Below are 14,344 nucleotides of genomic sequence, written 5' to 3'. Positions count from 1 at the left end.
TAGCCAGTTGTGCCGATGAATATCCCTAATCTGATCACCGTATTACGTGTCCTGCTGATTCCGATCTTCATTCTGTTGTTCTATCTGCCGTACCACTGGAGCTACATGGCCGCCAGTTCGGTATTCGCACTGGCAGCCGCGACCGATTGGCTGGACGGATACCTGGCCAGACGCCTGGAGCAAAGCACGCCGTTCGGCGCCTTTCTCGATCCGGTGGCCGACAAACTGATGGTGGCCGTTGCGCTGGTATTGCTGGTGCAAGCTCACGCCAACCTCTGGCTGACCCTGCCAGCTGCCGTGATCATCGGGCGCGAGATCGTTATCTCCGCTTTGCGCGAGTGGATGGCTGAACTGGGTGCTCGGGCACAGGTGGCCGTATCGAATCTGGGCAAATGGAAAACCGCTGCGCAGATGCTCGCGCTGGTCATTCTGCTGGCCAATCCGCCTGCGTTCACCTTTTGGGTTGTGTTGGGTTACGTGCTGTTGATGATCGCGGCGGGCCTGACGCTCTGGTCGATGGTGCAGTACCTGCGGGCCGCATGGCCGCATCTGCGCACGACCACGGATGAAAAATAAGTATTTTTAAATCAAGGGGTTGACGGGGTCATTTGAGTGTATAGAATGGCGCCCACACAAAGCGGGAATAGCTCAGTTGGTAGAGCACGACCTTGCCAAGGTCGGGGTCGCGAGTTCGAGTCTCGTTTCCCGCTCCAGTTTGTATGCGTTTAGCGGTAGTGGTTGGATCGTTGAGCGTTTGAGGCCGAGTAGCAAAATGGTTATGCCGCGGATTGCAAATCCGCTTACGCCGGTTCGATTCCGACCTCGGCCTCCACATTTAAAGCCCGTAAGATCAACGTCTTACGGGCTTTTTTGTGGGTGGCGTTTGGTGAATTGCTTCCGCAACTCCAACTATCGTCTCCGCAACACGCCAAGAAACGATAGCCCACATCTCAAGCCACTCTTCTCCGTTACCGGTTTAACTGACGCCAAGCGCGCTTTAGCTCGATCAGATAACACCGCACGCCATGCGATCACCGCCACCGCCCAATGGCATAGGCTTGTCGGAGTGGTTGTCGCCGCCGACATGGATCATGAGCGCGTGACCCTTGATGTCGGAAATCTTTTTCAGGCGGGGTGCGAGCACTGGATAGTTGGCCACCCCATCAGCGTTGACGTAGACCGCGGGCAGATCACCCAGGTGGCCATCGCCGTATGGCCCCAGATGCTTGCCGGTGCTGGCCGGGTCAAAATGGCCGCCTGCTGCGAGTGCCGCGACTTTTTTGCCGTCTTTCATGCCCGAATCGCAACTCGCCTTTTCGTGCACATGAAAACCATGAATCCCCGCGGGCAGCGATTTTAGCTCGGGGGTAAACACCAACCCGTAAGCGGTCTCGCTGATGGTCACCTCGCCAACAGGCTGTGGGGCGCCGTCAGCGCTCACCAGGTTCATCGGGACATTGAGCGACGCCGCCTGAGCGCTCACCGTAAATGCTCCAATCAGGCCAAGCCACAAAGCGGATTTCATAGACACCTCATTTGATTCTTCGAAGAAAGTAGCAAGACAGCCGCACAGCGGGTCGCCCTGTGTGGGGAGAGAGCATAGACAAGCTATCGCGCTTGCGACGACAAACAAACGTAACCAATTGAATCCGAAAGCTTTGAACTTGCCTCCAGGGCTTGGGGTGTATATATTCCCCACTCTTGTTGGCTGGCCTCGCGATACTACGCGCGAAGGTCAAGGCTGATATGTGCTACCGCCCTGATGGTGAAATTGGTAGACACACCGGACTTAAAATCCGTCGTCCGAAAGGATGTGCCGGTTCGACTCCGGCTCGGGGCACCATATTCGATTCTCATGCCCTCTCAGGCATGCTCAAAAGACCCCGCTAGCCCAGGCTACGCGGGGTTTTCTGTTCTTAAGCTTCCGCAACTCTTCTCACGCCTGCTCAAGATTTTTAGTACATTTACCAGCACATGTTCAATTCGATTAATCTGGTGATGTACTAATGCTCCTCACTGACACTGCCGTCCGGCAAGCAAAGCCCCGCGACAAGGACTACAGCCTCACTGATTCGGCCGGGCTGTCGCTTTTCGTTGCTGCAAAGGGGGCGAAGTCGTGGCATTTCAGGTTCTCCTGGCACGGCCGCCAACCGCGCATATCCCTCGGCACCTACCCTGAAGTCAGCCTCAAGCAAGCACGCGAACGCCGGGATCAGGCCCGCTCGCTCATAGCAAAAGGAATAGACCCTCGATCTGCCCGGCGTGAAGAAAAGCTGACCGCCAGCACCGGCGCAGTGAAAACCTTCGAAGTTGTCGCTGAAGAATGGCATGCCTTCAAGTCACCGCGCATGACGGCGGCCCGGAAAGGCGGTGCAACTCAATCGCGCATGTACTTGGACAAAGACCTCATTCCGTCGCTAGGCAAGTTGCCGATATCTGATATCCGTCGCAGCGATGTGCTGTCGACCATGCGAAGGGTTGAGGCCCGGGGCGCGCTGAATGTCGCGAGGAAGTGCCGCCCGTGGCTGAATGAGATCTTCCGGTTCGCGATCGCCTCCGGCTACATAGAGCACAACCCTGCGTCCGACCTGGACATCGTCGCGGTGAAGGAGCCGCCCGAGAAGCACAACCCGATGCTTCGACTGGCTGAGCTTCCTGAGTTTCTCAATTCGCTGCGGACATTCAACGGTGCCGAATACACGCGCAGCGCGGTGAGGATATTGCTGTTGACCGGCGTTCGCACGGGAGAGCTCCGGTTTGCGACCCGAGATCAGTTCGACCTGGACGGCGGTCTGTGGACGATTCCGCCGACAGGCGTGAAGCAGTTGCAGAAGCTTATTCGAGGAAAAGATGGGGCAAAGGTGCCGCCTTATCTGGTGCCGCTGTCGCGGCAGGCGGTGGAGGAGATACGCAACGTCATGGAAATGACCGGCGCCTACACATTGCTACTGCCGGGCCGGAGTGACCCGGCAAAGCCGATAAGCGACGGAACCGTCAACATGGCGCTGAAGCGTATGGGATATGAGGGCCGACTGACCGGGCACGGGATCCGCGCGACGATTTCGACTGCCCTGAACGAGATGGGTTACAACGAGGATTGGATCGAGGCGCAGCTGTCGCACGCCGGATCAAGCAAGATCCGGAAGACATACAACCATGCCGAATACGTGGAACAGCGGCGGGAATGATGCAGAACTGGGCTGACTACCTGGACAAGGTCGAGGCCATTTAAAGGCACGCGCTTGCGCGCCTCAGCCTTGCTTGCCGCCCATTGCTCGACCTCTGAGCGTATCCATGCCACGGCCTGCTCGCCAACCTTCGCCTGGCGGGGGAATCTCCCGCCGACGGCCATGCGGTAAATGGTTGCGGTGCTGAGCCCGGTGATGCGCCGCACTTCTGGCAAGCGGATGTACTCGATAGGCTCGGCTTTTTGAGCTGTGTTCATGTTGGCTACTCCGTCCCGGATCTATGCGGGGTTCAGTGTTTGTGCGGCAACCCACTTAATCAGGCGGGCCTCGTCATCCTTGTGGTGCTTCAGTTGGCTCCAGCTCAGGCCTTGAATAATGCCGAGGATTTCGCAGGCATTCATCCCGCCGCGTTCGGCTAGCCGCTGCAAAGACTGGCCATGATTGCGCAGCGCCTGCTCCTCAAAGGGCTGCAGCAGTCGCATCGGAATTTGCTTGATGTTGAGGCCGCGCATGACGGGCATGTTTTCGATGGGCATGAAAATTCCTCACCCGCCGTGAATCAGCAGGCATGTTGATAGATAGGGAAGGGGTTAAGAAAACAGGTCAGGTTTGGGGCGCTTGGCCCGGCGAAGCGGAAGGTTGTGTTTCGGCAAGAAGTTGCGGCGTGCTGCAAGCCACGTCTTGTAACCCCAGCCACTGCGCGAGCCATAGGGGTATGACTCGTCGATAACTTTGCTGGTCGCCAAAGCATCCAGTCCTTCAGCCTTGCACCGAGAATACATCGATTCCATTCGCTGCCCTTGCATTCGAACCTGCTAGGCGAGCTTTTGAGGTAGAGCTGGCAGATCGCGACGTCAACTCCCTCTGCTTCCGCCTGGTCGCCGGTTATGTCCTGCAGCCGCTCGACGCGCACTTCCGTGATCTCCGGCAAGATGCGACTGGCCCAACGCGGCATGTGGATACTGGGGCGCCATGCACCGTCATACTCCATGACTTCGGTATCTGGCTTCCATTCCGCTTTCGGTGGGATCTGTGTCAGGCCGTAGTCGCACGGCGGACAGCTCGCCCGGTAAATCCGAGCCGCACCACGCTCATCGCCTTTGATCAAGTTGTCTTGCCAGTCGATACAGTAGCCGTCCTCATTGCCGGGCAAGGCGAAAGTCTCGCGGACCCACAGCCGGTCGCCGGGTCTGCCGTAAGGGCAGCAGCCTGAGCGCGCCAGTTCTGCACCGCACGCCTTCGCGTCGTCCCCGCTTACTCCAAATCCCCACCGTGGATGACGTTGAGCGACTGCGAACCACCAGCCGTCATCTTCGATCTGAGGCTGTTGCCAGGCTTTAACGGCCCGTCGCGTGACTGTCTTCCTGCCTTCCAGGATGGCGCGCACCATCGGCGCCGAGAACAGGATGGGGCGTTCTTTGGCGCCGGTCATGGCGTCACCACCGGGAGCGCCCACCAGCAGACGGGGCCGTCGTCAGTGTCATGGATCGCCAAGCAGAACCAACCGTCACCCTCTGGACGGTCCGGCTCCCAGTAGTTGCAGTCCGGGCCGCCGGCCTCGAAGTACCGGTCGGATATCGCTTCGTCGCTTTCGTATTCCAGGCTACCCCATGGACCTTTACTTTCCCAAAGCAGGAAAGAACCCTGAAGAGGTAGATCAAAAGGGACTCGCCAGTATCCGAACGGAACCGGCTCCTCCACCACTGCGCGGAAATCCTGGGCAGGGGCGGAAAGCAAGGCGCGTACCTTTAGGCACTCGTCAATATCTGCATCTGAATTTTGGTTCGCTCGCTCAAGCCACGCACTGATGTTTTCCAGCAGCTCACGCGGCACGCTAACCAGTTCGACTTTATTGGTCATGGCTCGTCGTACTCCACCGGAGGGGTGTGCACGATGCCGATCATGCTGGAGTCGAGCATCGCGGCTGGCGGGGCTGGCGCATATACCCAGTCGTTGTATTCACGCAGCAGCTGATCAATTGGATTGTCGGGGATCCCGCGGCAAGCTTGAATCTCGCGGATTTCGTGCGGTGCCCCAGTCACTGCGATAAGCAATGCTCGGAGTGAAATTGGGTTGATCTCCAAGCGCTGGCCGCGAGCATGTTCAAGATCATTGATCTTCTGATCGGCGATGTTCAGGCGCCGCTGTAGGACGGCTACCCGATCCTTGCCCATCTGCTCCCTGGCAATAAAGATCGAATAGGCCTCCTGCGACACGCGAACCGATCTGCAATCGATACCGAAGTCGACGCCACCACCTGCCGGCGCAACATCCTCACGGCAGACTGTCAAGCGCTCTGCAGCGCAATTGCTCAAACGCTTTGATTGATTGCTCATAACCCCTCCTTCGGCGAGACGATGCCGCTTGCTTGAATGACAGCCATGCTGAGATGACCAGCGGGCTCGATTTCTAGTATTTGCCCTCAGACCGCAGCTATGATGTTTCTATGTTTGGTGATAGCCGGCTAGCCCAATCGTTAACTAGCTATTGATATGCAGGTAACATCTAGAGCTTATTTGTTGCCTGCAATACTCCTTGGATGGATGAGCAACTTATGACTGAACCTGTAGTAGATAACGTAGACGCGATGTCTAGCCCTGTATTTTTTGACAATGACGCTCTTCGCACTGCTTTAGCTAGAACGAGCGGGTTGATATTCGCAGACATTGAAACCCTTAACGTTGGGAACGATTCCGAGCAGGGTATAGTTATGCAGTTCGTTGCTCAGGCATTAGTTGCTATGAAGGCTCAGCCTGACGCATTTAATGCAGCGTGTTCATTTAATATAATCCACATCGGTGAGCGATTTAAGTCTGACGTCCAGCAGTACTTCAAGTACGACAAGGCGCTGATGTCTCAGCTTTTATCGAGCTGCTACCGATTCATTACCGAATTCGAAATCAAAGCTAGATCAGGCTTGCACGATTCCCTCTCTATAGCTTGGAATCGACTGCTATTAGTCGATCTTTCCACCTACTCCGAATCGTCATTTCAGATCAAATTTGCGCAATATCATATGCCAATTTACATAATGAGGGAGTACATTGCTCATCCCCACATGCAGGCCTTGAGCGAACTGCCGGCCGCGATTGTTTCTGCTAAGGTCACCACTGAAATTTACGAGCGTGAACTAAATGATCGAGAGGGCAGGGCTGATACTCTAGCCAAAAACCTAGAAGGTTACACTTCTCAACTCAACTTCCTGGGTTTGGTTAGAGGTTTTCAGCAGCTAAGGGATGTGAAAGATGAGGAGCGTAAGTGGAGTCTTCTATTTGTCCGTAGCTTGGGTGTTGTGCTAGTCGCTTTGCCCATAACAAAGATACTCAATTGGTTGCCTGTATCAGCTGATCCAGCTAAAGAAATAGCTAGCGGAATTGCCGTGGTCGCTCTTGAGCTTATGTTGATCTATTTTTTTAGAGTTACCCTCCAGAATTTTAGATCAGTCAAAGCGCAACTTCTTCAGCTGGACTTAAGGGTTACTCTGTGTCAATTCATTGAGGGGTATACCAAGTTCGCAAAAGAGGCAAAGAAAGATGATGATAAAGAGATTCTCACCAGATTTGAACAGGTTGTTTTTAGCAGCATTGTCACTGACGAGACCGGTATACCATCCACGTTTGACGGCATAGAGCAGATATCAGGGCTCATTGAACGACTAAAAAAGTGATGCAGACTTACGCAGCCAAATGACGCTTTGTCAGGGCCGACCACGGATCGTTGGCCCGCGCTAAGGCAGCCATCGGCGGCGGGCTGACACTGTTGCCGCACATGTGGACCTGCTCGGTCTTCGTGAACCGTTTGCCGTCTGCGCCGTGGGTGATGATGTAGTCCGGTGGAAAGCCCTGCGCCCGGTACAGCTCAGCCGGTTGCAGCATCCGCAGCCGGATGTCGACGATCACGTACGGCGTGCCCTTCACCATGACGGTGACCAGGCCGAGACGATCCTTTGTGGTGATCGTCGGGGCAGGCTGGTCGCAGCTGCTCATGTTCTCCGTGCCGTAGTAACTGATCAGGAATGCGGCAACGCGCAACGCACCTTCTTCGTGCTCCGGCGACAACTCAAAACTTACCAGCGAACTCTTGCCTCCGCCGCCGGCCGTGATGGTCGGTGCGGGTTCATCCAGGTGCTGGCCAACACTGGCGCCAAACTGACGCTCCATGAAAGCGGTGACGAGTCCGTGGTGTGTCCCGCCGGCGCTGACCGTGTGGAGTGGATCGGCGGCCGCCCGGGCGTCGCAGTTGCCGCGCAGGTGCAGAAGATGCGCCGTGGCGAGCATCTGGTGTTGGCCTGTCGTCAGCGTCGGTACCGGTCCTTGGATATCTGACGGGGCGTGGCCGGTTGTGTTGGTGACGAGCGTCGCCGTTACCAGCTGCTGTTGGCTGCCAGTGTTCGTCACTGTGCTTACCGGGTCTTCGAGGCTTTTCGCGACGGTGGTGTTGAAGCCGCCGTTCATCTGCGCCATGAAGGCCGTGGCAATCCCCATGGCGTGCGCCGCTCCGGCGGGGCGCTGATAGTTGCCGCCGCTCGTGATGGTAGGCAGGGGCTCGTCCAGCGCTTTGCCTTCGTCGTTGAACCTGAACTTCACCAGGTGCGCAGAGGCGAGCGCGTGCTTTACGCCTCCAGCAACGACGGTCCCCAGCGGTTGATCCAATCCAGGCACGCGCGGTTGCTGGCCCGCGCGCTCCCCGTAGCCGGTCTGAACCAGCGTAGGACTGATCAATGTCAGTTCGCCGCGGTTGGCGCAGGTCACAGTCGGCAGCGGCTCAAGTGGATCGTTGATACGGTCGCTGCCTTGATGCGTGGCTGGCGCGATGATGGGGCTCACCACCGAAAACGCCCCGCCTTTCGGGTAAGACGTCACGGTGCGCAGCGGCTCGTTCAGCGACTGCATCGTCTCAGTCGACCAGTTCGCGATCGGCACAATAAACGGGGCAGGGTGGTCGATGACGAACTTCCTCATGCCCTTGGCGATTCGGCGTTTGGTGGCATCGGCCAGCTCATCCTTGCGGCCGAAAATGCTCTTACCCAAATCGCTGAAGTCGATGCACTCGGCGGCGGTGCGGTACTTTAGCTGGCCCTTGCCGGGCTTCTTCGCGTGGGTCGGCTCCGGCCAGACGATCGGCAGCCCGTCGCAGCGAGCAATCATGAACAGGCGTTCGCGGCTGGTGGGCGCGCCGAAGTCGCACGCCTTGATGACACGCCATTCGACCACGTAGCCGTGCTGCTCCAGCAGCTCGACAAAACGTTTCCAGGTGCTGCCTTTGCGCTTGAGGTTTGGGACGAGGAACTGCTCACCGACAGGAACAATCTCGCCGGGCGCGGCAACCACCTTCACCAGGACTTCTTTGCCCTTTTTGTTCACGCTTGGCACCAGCTTGATGATGCGGCCGGTCGCTTTGTCGCGCTTGGCGATCAGCGGACCCCATTGCAGGATCTGCTTCACGTTTTCCAGGCTGATGACTCGAGGCTTCTTCTTGCCTGCCCACTTCAGACCGATCCACGACAGATTGCGGATCTCGCGCTTGCGCGGTTGCCCGCCGGCGGCCTGGCTGTGGTGTGTGCAGTCCGGCGACATGTGGAACCAGCCGACCGCCTTTCCACCACACTCGGCGTCCGGATCACCGTCGAACACGTCGGTGGTGAAGTGCTTGGCGCCGGGGTGATTGATGGTGTGCATGCTGATCGCTTTGGCGCTGTGGTTCTTCGCCACGCTGACCTTGCGACCGAGGCCCATTTCCAGCCCGGTACCGGCGCCGCCACCGCCGCAGAAGAAGTCCACGACGATCTCATCGTCTTGCGGGTCGAAGCCTAGGCCGTACTGAGTTTTGAAATCGAGGGGGTGTTTCTTCTGATGTGCGGACATAGGGGATCCTCGCGGGTATATTGCGATTTGGAATTTCTGAGGGGGAAAAGGATGTTGCCGAATTACGTGCAGTACCGCGTCGAGCTGTTTAAGCACCGGCGAGATGCCAATGCTCTACGCAAAAGCGAGCCGCCGGACAGCGAGCAATCTTACGAAAGCGGTGAAATGGCGGACTATGTTCGAAGGTGGGAGCTTTCTGAACAGTGGAGAGCTTCGATACAAACCAGTTATTACCGTAGAAAAGCCGAATCACTCCTAGTGCAAATGCCTGACGAGTCAGATTCATCTTTTTTTTCCCGTGTCGATTGGGATGTCCATCCTGACGAACCCTACTATCTGACGCCGCTTGGATTGCGAACGGTTAGGGATTTAATCAGAGCAGAGCAAAAGCAACGCAGAGAGTCGGTAGGGTATTGGTTCGGCATTGCTGTGGGTTTAATCGGAGCAGTTACTGGGTTGGTGTCTGCTTTCAAAGGCTGACGTAACCGACGCGGAAACACGCGATGGCGTCTTCGCGGTCGGCGGACATGTCGAATTGGGGGCGCGGAGGAATAGAGCATAATGCTGATAGCTCGGGTCTGCCGGAGCGGAACAGCGCGCCGTCCCTGGTCACGGCTGTGCTTGACACTGCGGCTGAAAGCTAACTGGAGTCATTTCGAACATCTCGTAAGGGTGACATAACGTATCCTCGCTTTTCGTAACCAAACTATCGGTCGGCTGAAATCATGGAGCTTGGAATTCTAATGAAAAATGGACGGTGTGGTCTCTGTAGAAAAGAGGGGGTTCTGCACAATAGCCATTTAGTGCCCAAGGCGGCATACAAGCTTGTACGTGATCCGAAAAGCCAAGGTGGCCATTCACCTTTGAAGGTCGATACTTCCTCACGCAAAGCAGGTAGGACGGATAAACAGGTTACCGCTCATTTTCTATGTGGTGCCTGTGAAATCAAATTTTCCAAATTTGGCGAGACCCCGGTGTCAAAACTTTGGGGGGGTTCGTTGATTTTCCTATGCTTGACATTTTAATTAGGCAAGGACCGTCCGCGCATCATCAGCGCAGAGCTATTTATGCGTCGGCTGATGTGCCGATTAATGTTGTGGATTCACTTTATTACTTTGCTTTGAGTATCTTCTGGCGAGCCGCTGTATGGCCTACGACTTTTGCAAAAGTGAATAGCTGTAAAGGAGCCATATCTCCACCAGTGCTGACTGCTATCGAAGAATTTCTGTTAGACCCTAAGGGGAGGGTGAGGGATATCTTCATGGTGGTGGATGTTAATACACACCAAGCGTTGAACGGGATATTTTCGTTCCCTGCTCGAATGACGGCCGCAGAAGTAGAAGGGTTTCAGTTTGACTTGCTTGGTTTTCGGTTCATGGTGTTCGTTGGGCCTATTTTCCCGAGCGAAATTCAGTTACTCATGAATAGCTTTGAGCGTGACATCTTATTTACAACTTCCAATCACATGGAGAGTAGCGCTACCAAGCAAATAGCGAAATATTTATATGAAAATGACATAGCTTAGGTGAGCAGCGTCTGCATCATTTCGATGCAGTCGCCGAACAAAATCTAATGATGCTGGATCATGGTTCGATTCCACGCAATTTATGCACGTTTGTGGGATTGAACGCCATGGCATGCCGGACAACTGTTGTTCGTAGGACTGTCATGAGTCCGTCGTATTGGCCATTGATGCGCTGCCTGCGATCCACTTATCACATGCTGGCGATGATGTCGGCTTCAGCAATTTCACAGGAAAAGGAGCAGGCTTGAATCTTCTCGTTGCGCCGCACCGGGCCCTCGCTCAAGTCTCTCAGCGAGTAACGCTCGTTTGTGGCGCGGTTCCTGTGGAGGTATGACTCCGGGCCCAGCAGATTCTGGACTTGGCAGAGCGATTCGAACTGTTCTGGGAAGTCTTCACGGATGGCTCGGAAATATCCTTCTCCGCCTTTCACACAGCCGATGCAGTTGGCGTTGTCGTAGCCAAGTCGGTACATGAAGGGCAGCTCTGTGCCAGCTCGTTCGACCATCGCCTTGCAGTCTTCCTTGCCCAGGCCGCGATCAATCAGCGGCGCGATGACAGGGCGATCAGGGTTCCGTTCTCGGAAATTTTCTAGCCGATCCCGCTCCTCAGCGGTGTAGCCGAAAGCCATGACGTCACCTAGCTGCTTCCATGTTTCGAGCAGCCGGCGCTTGAGTAGCTTGGTGCAAGGGGCTCCCGACTGATTTTTCACGTAACGCTCGCGCCGAAAAACTTCGATGATATCGGCGCCGTATTTGGTGTCACGCAGAACCGTGATCGGCCTGCCGGCCCAGGTTTCACAGTCGGCGAGGAATCGCCGATTGTCTTCGTGCTCGTTGGCAATGAAGGCATTGATGATCTGCACGTCATGCGTGCCGCCGTAGTCGGCGAGTGCCAGCCTGGATGCGACCGCAGATGCAGCGCCGCAGCTGAACTGGCAGACGATTCTCGTTGATTCTTTGGGCATAGTACGTACCTAGGATTATGATGGACCGACAGGCCCAATAACCATGGAGTAAGGTGTGAAGTACGAAACGTCAGTTGTTTATCTCGAACAGATTCCAAAAGTGGTCGTTGATACCGGATTCGATTGGTCGAATCTCTGGACCTTCTTAGGTACAGTCTGCATCTTTATGCTTGGCACCTATCTGACTATTCGGAATTTCAATAAAACTGTTCGAAGTCAAGAGAAAGTGGCTGCTCAGAACTTTACGCTTCAGCGAGCTGCGATAGCTACTCAGGAACGAATAGCCAACCAGAATTCTTTAAAAGCTAGTCGCCAGGACTGGATAAATGACCTGCGTAACACGTGCGCGGCCTATATAGCTGAAGCGCTTAACGTCCAACGACTGAATATTTACTGGGAGTCTGCGAAGTCCACGTATAGCTTGTATCTGGTGTCAGATCCCTCTATTGCCCATCAAATGCAGGCTGATTGGGCCGCGTCTCACGTCCAGGCGATGAAGGATTTGATAAGTTTGAAATCCAAAATTGAACTGCTTCTTAATCCTGCTGAGGTAGATTCGAAAGAACTTATGAAGGCGGTCATTCAGCTGCATATGGAGTGCGATCGGCCCGGTGGTCCCGCCAAGCAACTCGCTGAGAGTGTTGTTGACTGGTGTCAGCAGATACTTAAACAAGAGTGGGAAAAAGCTAAAGCCGGAAAGTGAAGCCGCTTCTACAACACCAATGCCTGCCGATGCCTTAATTCAACGAAAGGATCACGGGTCATCCGCCTTCGCCGAGGTCCAAGCCGATCTGACTTACTCGCTCTACACAGGCCGGGTTCATCCAGATGCATTCCGTGCGGCTTGCCGTGCCGCGCCCTGCGGATATCCGCGCCGACGTGCTGTAGCAGCGCCAGTCAGCAAGCAGGTCGCTGTACAGCCCGCTTGGGTAGCCAGACAGCACGACCATTCCTTCTAGCTCGAGCAAAACGCCGAGCAGCTTCCGGTGTTCTGTGTCGTTCATCTCATGTCGGTAATACCGTCCAGTTGATGCGCCTTTGTACCTGGTGTCGTGCACGTACGGCGGGTCGACGTAATGCAGTGTCGTCGCTGAGTCGTGTGCGGTAATGACCTCAATGGCAGGCCGGTTCTCGATCAAGACGCCGGCGAGCCGTTGGCCAACGGCCGCGAGCGAGTCGGGGTATTCGGCCCAGAGTGACTGGGCGGTACCGTACTGACGCTTCGTGTCTATGCGGAAGCCGGTGACGCCCTTCGTCGCGCCGGCTGAGCCAAAGCCCATCTGTGCTCGAATGATCGTGCGCCGCGCTCGTTCGATCGGATCAGTTGCCGGTTCCCACGAAAGCTCGAACTCGGCTCGCGAGTAGGGCGTCAGCACCAGTCGCTCGACAAGCGCCTTCCGCGTCGCCGGATCCTGAAGCATCCGGAACAGGTTCACGATGTCCCCATCCAGGTCGTTGTAAACCTCGGCGTAGGCTCGGGGTTTCTGCATGAGCACGCCGGCAGCGCCGCCGAATGATTCGACGTAGCAGGTGTGGTGCGGGAAGAACTGCAGCACCCACGGTGCAAGTCTGAACTTGGCGCCGTGGTACCGGATGACTGGAGCGGAAATGGTCATGACAATCCTTGAAGCTGCTCCACGGTTACCTCTCTACGCTGGCGCGCTTGATTTGATCGGTCAGAAGAGTCGGCACGCCGTTAATGACGAGCGTGTCATTGTTCTTGTCGTACTTCACCTTCGTGCCAAGCAGGTGCGCTTCAAAGCTGATCGACAGCCCTTCCACGCGCCCGGTGAAGCGTTGGAATCGGTTGAGCGTTCGCTTATCGGCAGGGATCGCCGGGGACAACCCATAGTCCTTGTTGCGGATATGGTCGTAAAAAGACCTGGGTTGATCTTCATCCACCAGCCCGGACAGTTCCTCAAGGATGATTGGCTGGCCCAATTTGGTCTGACTCATCGCATAGTCCACCAGGGTGCGTGTCTTCTCCCGTGCCGCCTCCTCAGGCAGATCCTCGTTTTCCACAAAGTCGCTGAACGCCCTGAGCAGGGTACGGGTTTCGCCGGGAGCGTCGATGGCTTCCTGACAGCCAATGAAGTCACGGAAGTATTCCGTAGCTTTCCTGCCGTTTTTGCCTTTGATAAACGATATGTACTGCCGAGACGCCGGATTGTTCTGCCATTCGGACAGGTTGATCCGCCCGGCCAGGTGGAGGTGATCGAGGTCTAGATATTTAGCTGTGATGGTCCGGAGGTCTTGGTCAACTGCGATGCCTTCCGATTGCTGAATAACCGCAATGGACAGGTACTCGGTCATGCCCTGCTGGTAGTGCACGAACAGGACGTGCCCTCCGATGGCGAGGTTTGACTCTTCCATCAAGTGCTGCAAATGCTCGACCGCAACCACGCTGAACTCGTGGAAGCTGATCTCGTCGGCGATGTACTTGCTCAGCCAGCCCCGCAGCGGGTGTGCGCCGGACTCAGCGTGGAACAGACCCCACGCCTTGCCTTGCTTGCCGTTGTAGCTCTCGCTCAAACGCCATAATAGGTCTTCGTTTGCTTGCGATTCGGGCAGCGGCTCGCTGGCGGTATGAAGCACGGCGGGGCTCCCATCGGGTTTTTTGTCGATCATGTGCATGATGATTTTGCGGATTGGCATTTCCATTACCTCAGACGAGTTGCTGCCTCCGAGAGTCCGGTGGCAAATATTTAGGTGGTGGGCTATACGTGATGGCCGGCATGGAGCCGGATTCAAGGAGTGCATCGTGGGGAAAGTAAAAGTTGATCGACTCACCATGCCGGTGACT

14 protein-coding genes, 3 tRNA genes and 2 pseudogenes are annotated in these 14,344 nt (G+C 55.9%); 9 read left to right on the top strand and 10 right to left on the bottom strand.

Annotated features, from left to right (window positions below):
- Positions 1–15 precede the first annotated feature (15 nt).
- The 3 genes from pgsA (at position 16) to AC3ISG_RS13375 (ending at position 832) form a co-directional block, all read left to right on the top strand.
- Positions 16–576 (top strand): CDP-diacylglycerol--glycerol-3-phosphate 3-phosphatidyltransferase, encoded by a 561-nt coding sequence (gene pgsA / locus AC3ISG_RS13385; protein WP_065990459.1) that lies wholly within the window; start codon positions 16–18, stop codon positions 574–576.
- 61 nt (positions 577–637) lie between these two features.
- A tRNA-Gly gene (locus tag AC3ISG_RS13380) sits at positions 638–713 on the top strand.
- Positions 714–758: 45 nt separating this feature from the next.
- A tRNA-Cys gene (locus AC3ISG_RS13375) sits at positions 759–832 on the top strand.
- 174 nt (positions 833–1,006) lie between these two features.
- Here AC3ISG_RS13375 and sodC read toward each other — a convergent pair.
- Complete coding sequence (gene sodC / locus AC3ISG_RS13370) at positions 1,007–1,525, bottom strand: superoxide dismutase family protein (protein ID WP_122624579.1); 519 nt, start codon at positions 1,523–1,525, stop codon at positions 1,007–1,009.
- 231 nt (positions 1,526–1,756) lie between these two features.
- Between sodC and AC3ISG_RS13365 the strand changes: the two genes are divergently transcribed.
- A tRNA-Leu gene (locus tag AC3ISG_RS13365) sits at positions 1,757–1,843 on the top strand.
- A gap of 163 nt (positions 1,844–2,006) precedes the next feature.
- Positions 2,007–3,232 (top strand): annotated as a pseudogene (locus AC3ISG_RS13360) (tyrosine-type recombinase/integrase).
- Positions 3,233–3,268: 36 nt separating this feature from the next.
- Here the strand turns inward: AC3ISG_RS13360 and AC3ISG_RS13355 are convergent.
- The 5 genes and pseudogenes from AC3ISG_RS13355 to AC3ISG_RS13335 form a co-directional block, all read right to left on the bottom strand.
- Positions 3,269–3,445, bottom strand: a pseudogene (locus AC3ISG_RS13355) (helix-turn-helix transcriptional regulator); the annotation flags it as partial.
- Positions 3,446–3,466: 21 nt separating this feature from the next.
- Entirely contained in the window at positions 3,467–3,724 is a 258-nt protein-coding gene (locus AC3ISG_RS13350) for a hypothetical protein (RefSeq protein ID WP_489297156.1), read from the bottom strand.
- Between the two features lie 23 nt (positions 3,725–3,747).
- A complete protein-coding gene (locus AC3ISG_RS13345; protein ID WP_489297155.1) occupies positions 3,748–4,620 on the bottom strand; it encodes a hypothetical protein in 873 nt (290 codons plus the stop codon).
- On the bottom strand, positions 4,617–5,048 hold the full coding sequence (locus AC3ISG_RS13340) for a hypothetical protein (protein WP_489297154.1): 432 nt from the start codon (positions 5,046–5,048) through the stop codon (positions 4,617–4,619). The genes AC3ISG_RS13345 and AC3ISG_RS13340 overlap by 4 nt, the downstream gene beginning before the upstream one ends.
- Positions 5,045–5,524 carry a hypothetical protein gene (locus AC3ISG_RS13335; RefSeq protein ID WP_489297153.1) on the bottom strand — a complete coding sequence of 160 codons (480 nt, stop codon included), beginning with the start codon at positions 5,522–5,524 and terminating at the stop codon, positions 5,045–5,047. Before AC3ISG_RS13335 ends, AC3ISG_RS13340 begins: the two co-directional genes overlap by 4 nt.
- Positions 5,525–5,742: 218 nt before the next feature.
- Here AC3ISG_RS13335 and AC3ISG_RS13330 point away from each other — a divergent pair, with 218 nt between their 5' ends.
- Positions 5,743–6,855: a hypothetical protein gene (locus AC3ISG_RS13330; RefSeq protein WP_489297152.1), complete on the top strand. Its 1,113-nt coding sequence runs from the start codon at positions 5,743–5,745 to the stop codon at positions 6,853–6,855.
- A gap of 7 nt (positions 6,856–6,862) precedes the next feature.
- On the opposite strand, the gene AC3ISG_RS13325 is transcribed toward AC3ISG_RS13330, so the two are convergent.
- Positions 6,863–9,052, bottom strand: a complete 2,190-nt coding sequence (locus tag AC3ISG_RS13325; protein ID WP_489297151.1) for a DNA cytosine methyltransferase — start codon at positions 9,050–9,052, stop codon at positions 6,863–6,865.
- Positions 9,053–9,103: 51 nt separating this feature from the next.
- Between AC3ISG_RS13325 and AC3ISG_RS13320 the strand changes: the two genes are divergently transcribed.
- Both AC3ISG_RS13320 and AC3ISG_RS13315 read left to right on the top strand, forming a co-directional pair.
- Positions 9,104–9,532 carry a hypothetical protein gene (locus AC3ISG_RS13320; RefSeq protein ID WP_489297150.1) on the top strand — a complete coding sequence of 143 codons (429 nt, stop codon included), beginning with the start codon at positions 9,104–9,106 and terminating at the stop codon, positions 9,530–9,532.
- Between the two features lie 529 nt (positions 9,533–10,061).
- Positions 10,062–10,577, top strand: coding sequence for a hypothetical protein (locus AC3ISG_RS13315; protein ID WP_489297149.1), 516 nt, complete (start codon positions 10,062–10,064; stop codon positions 10,575–10,577).
- Between the two features lie 190 nt (positions 10,578–10,767).
- On the opposite strand, the gene AC3ISG_RS13310 is transcribed toward AC3ISG_RS13315, so the two are convergent.
- Positions 10,768–11,541 (bottom strand): hypothetical protein, encoded by a 774-nt coding sequence (locus AC3ISG_RS13310; protein WP_489297148.1) that lies wholly within the window; start codon positions 11,539–11,541, stop codon positions 10,768–10,770.
- Between the two features lie 55 nt (positions 11,542–11,596).
- Between AC3ISG_RS13310 and AC3ISG_RS13305 the strand changes: the two genes are divergently transcribed.
- Positions 11,597–12,244 (top strand): hypothetical protein, encoded by a 648-nt coding sequence (locus tag AC3ISG_RS13305; protein ID WP_489297147.1) that lies wholly within the window; start codon positions 11,597–11,599, stop codon positions 12,242–12,244.
- A 58-nt stretch (positions 12,245–12,302) separates the two neighbouring features.
- Here the strand turns inward: AC3ISG_RS13305 and AC3ISG_RS13300 are convergent, their stop codons facing one another.
- Together AC3ISG_RS13300 and yejK are read right to left on the bottom strand one after the other, a co-directional pair.
- Positions 12,303–13,157, bottom strand: coding sequence for a DNA adenine methylase (locus AC3ISG_RS13300; protein WP_489297146.1), 855 nt, complete (start codon positions 13,155–13,157; stop codon positions 12,303–12,305).
- A 25-nt stretch (positions 13,158–13,182) separates the two neighbouring features.
- Positions 13,183–14,196: a nucleoid-associated protein YejK gene (gene yejK / locus AC3ISG_RS13295; RefSeq protein WP_489299532.1), complete on the bottom strand. Its 1,014-nt coding sequence runs from the start codon at positions 14,194–14,196 to the stop codon at positions 13,183–13,185.
- Between the last annotated feature and the right edge of the window lie 148 nt (positions 14,197–14,344).

It is taken from the genome of Pseudomonas sp. GL_135 (assembly GCF_057834665.1).
The sequence above is the reverse complement of the archived record's forward strand: the minus strand, read 5'-3'. Positions and strand labels throughout refer to the sequence as shown.

Coding starts and splice junctions, on each gene's coding strand:
- pgsA (WP_065990459.1), top strand. CDS start 16: ATGAATATCCCTAATCTGATCACCGTATTACGTGTCCTGCTGATTCCG.
- sodC (WP_122624579.1), bottom strand. CDS start 1,525: ATGAAATCCGCTTTGTGGCTTGGCCTGATTGGAGCATTTACGGTGAGC.
- AC3ISG_RS13350 (WP_489297156.1), bottom strand. CDS start 3,724: ATGCCCATCGAAAACATGCCCGTCATGCGCGGCCTCAACATCAAGCAA.
- AC3ISG_RS13345 (WP_489297155.1), bottom strand. CDS start 4,620: ATGACCGGCGCCAAAGAACGCCCCATCCTGTTCTCGGCGCCGATGGTG.
- AC3ISG_RS13340 (WP_489297154.1), bottom strand. CDS start 5,048: ATGACCAATAAAGTCGAACTGGTTAGCGTGCCGCGTGAGCTGCTGGAA.
- AC3ISG_RS13335 (WP_489297153.1), bottom strand. CDS start 5,524: ATGAGCAATCAATCAAAGCGTTTGAGCAATTGCGCTGCAGAGCGCTTG.
- AC3ISG_RS13330 (WP_489297152.1), top strand. CDS start 5,743: ATGACTGAACCTGTAGTAGATAACGTAGACGCGATGTCTAGCCCTGTA.
- AC3ISG_RS13325 (WP_489297151.1), bottom strand. CDS start 9,052: ATGTCCGCACATCAGAAGAAACACCCCCTCGATTTCAAAACTCAGTAC.
- AC3ISG_RS13320 (WP_489297150.1), top strand. CDS start 9,104: ATGTTGCCGAATTACGTGCAGTACCGCGTCGAGCTGTTTAAGCACCGG.
- AC3ISG_RS13315 (WP_489297149.1), top strand. CDS start 10,062: ATGCTTGACATTTTAATTAGGCAAGGACCGTCCGCGCATCATCAGCGC.
- AC3ISG_RS13310 (WP_489297148.1), bottom strand. CDS start 11,541: ATGCCCAAAGAATCAACGAGAATCGTCTGCCAGTTCAGCTGCGGCGCT.
- AC3ISG_RS13300 (WP_489297146.1), bottom strand. CDS start 13,157: ATGACCATTTCCGCTCCAGTCATCCGGTACCACGGCGCCAAGTTCAGA.
- yejK (WP_489299532.1), bottom strand. CDS start 14,196: ATGCCAATCCGCAAAATCATCATGCACATGATCGACAAAAAACCCGAT.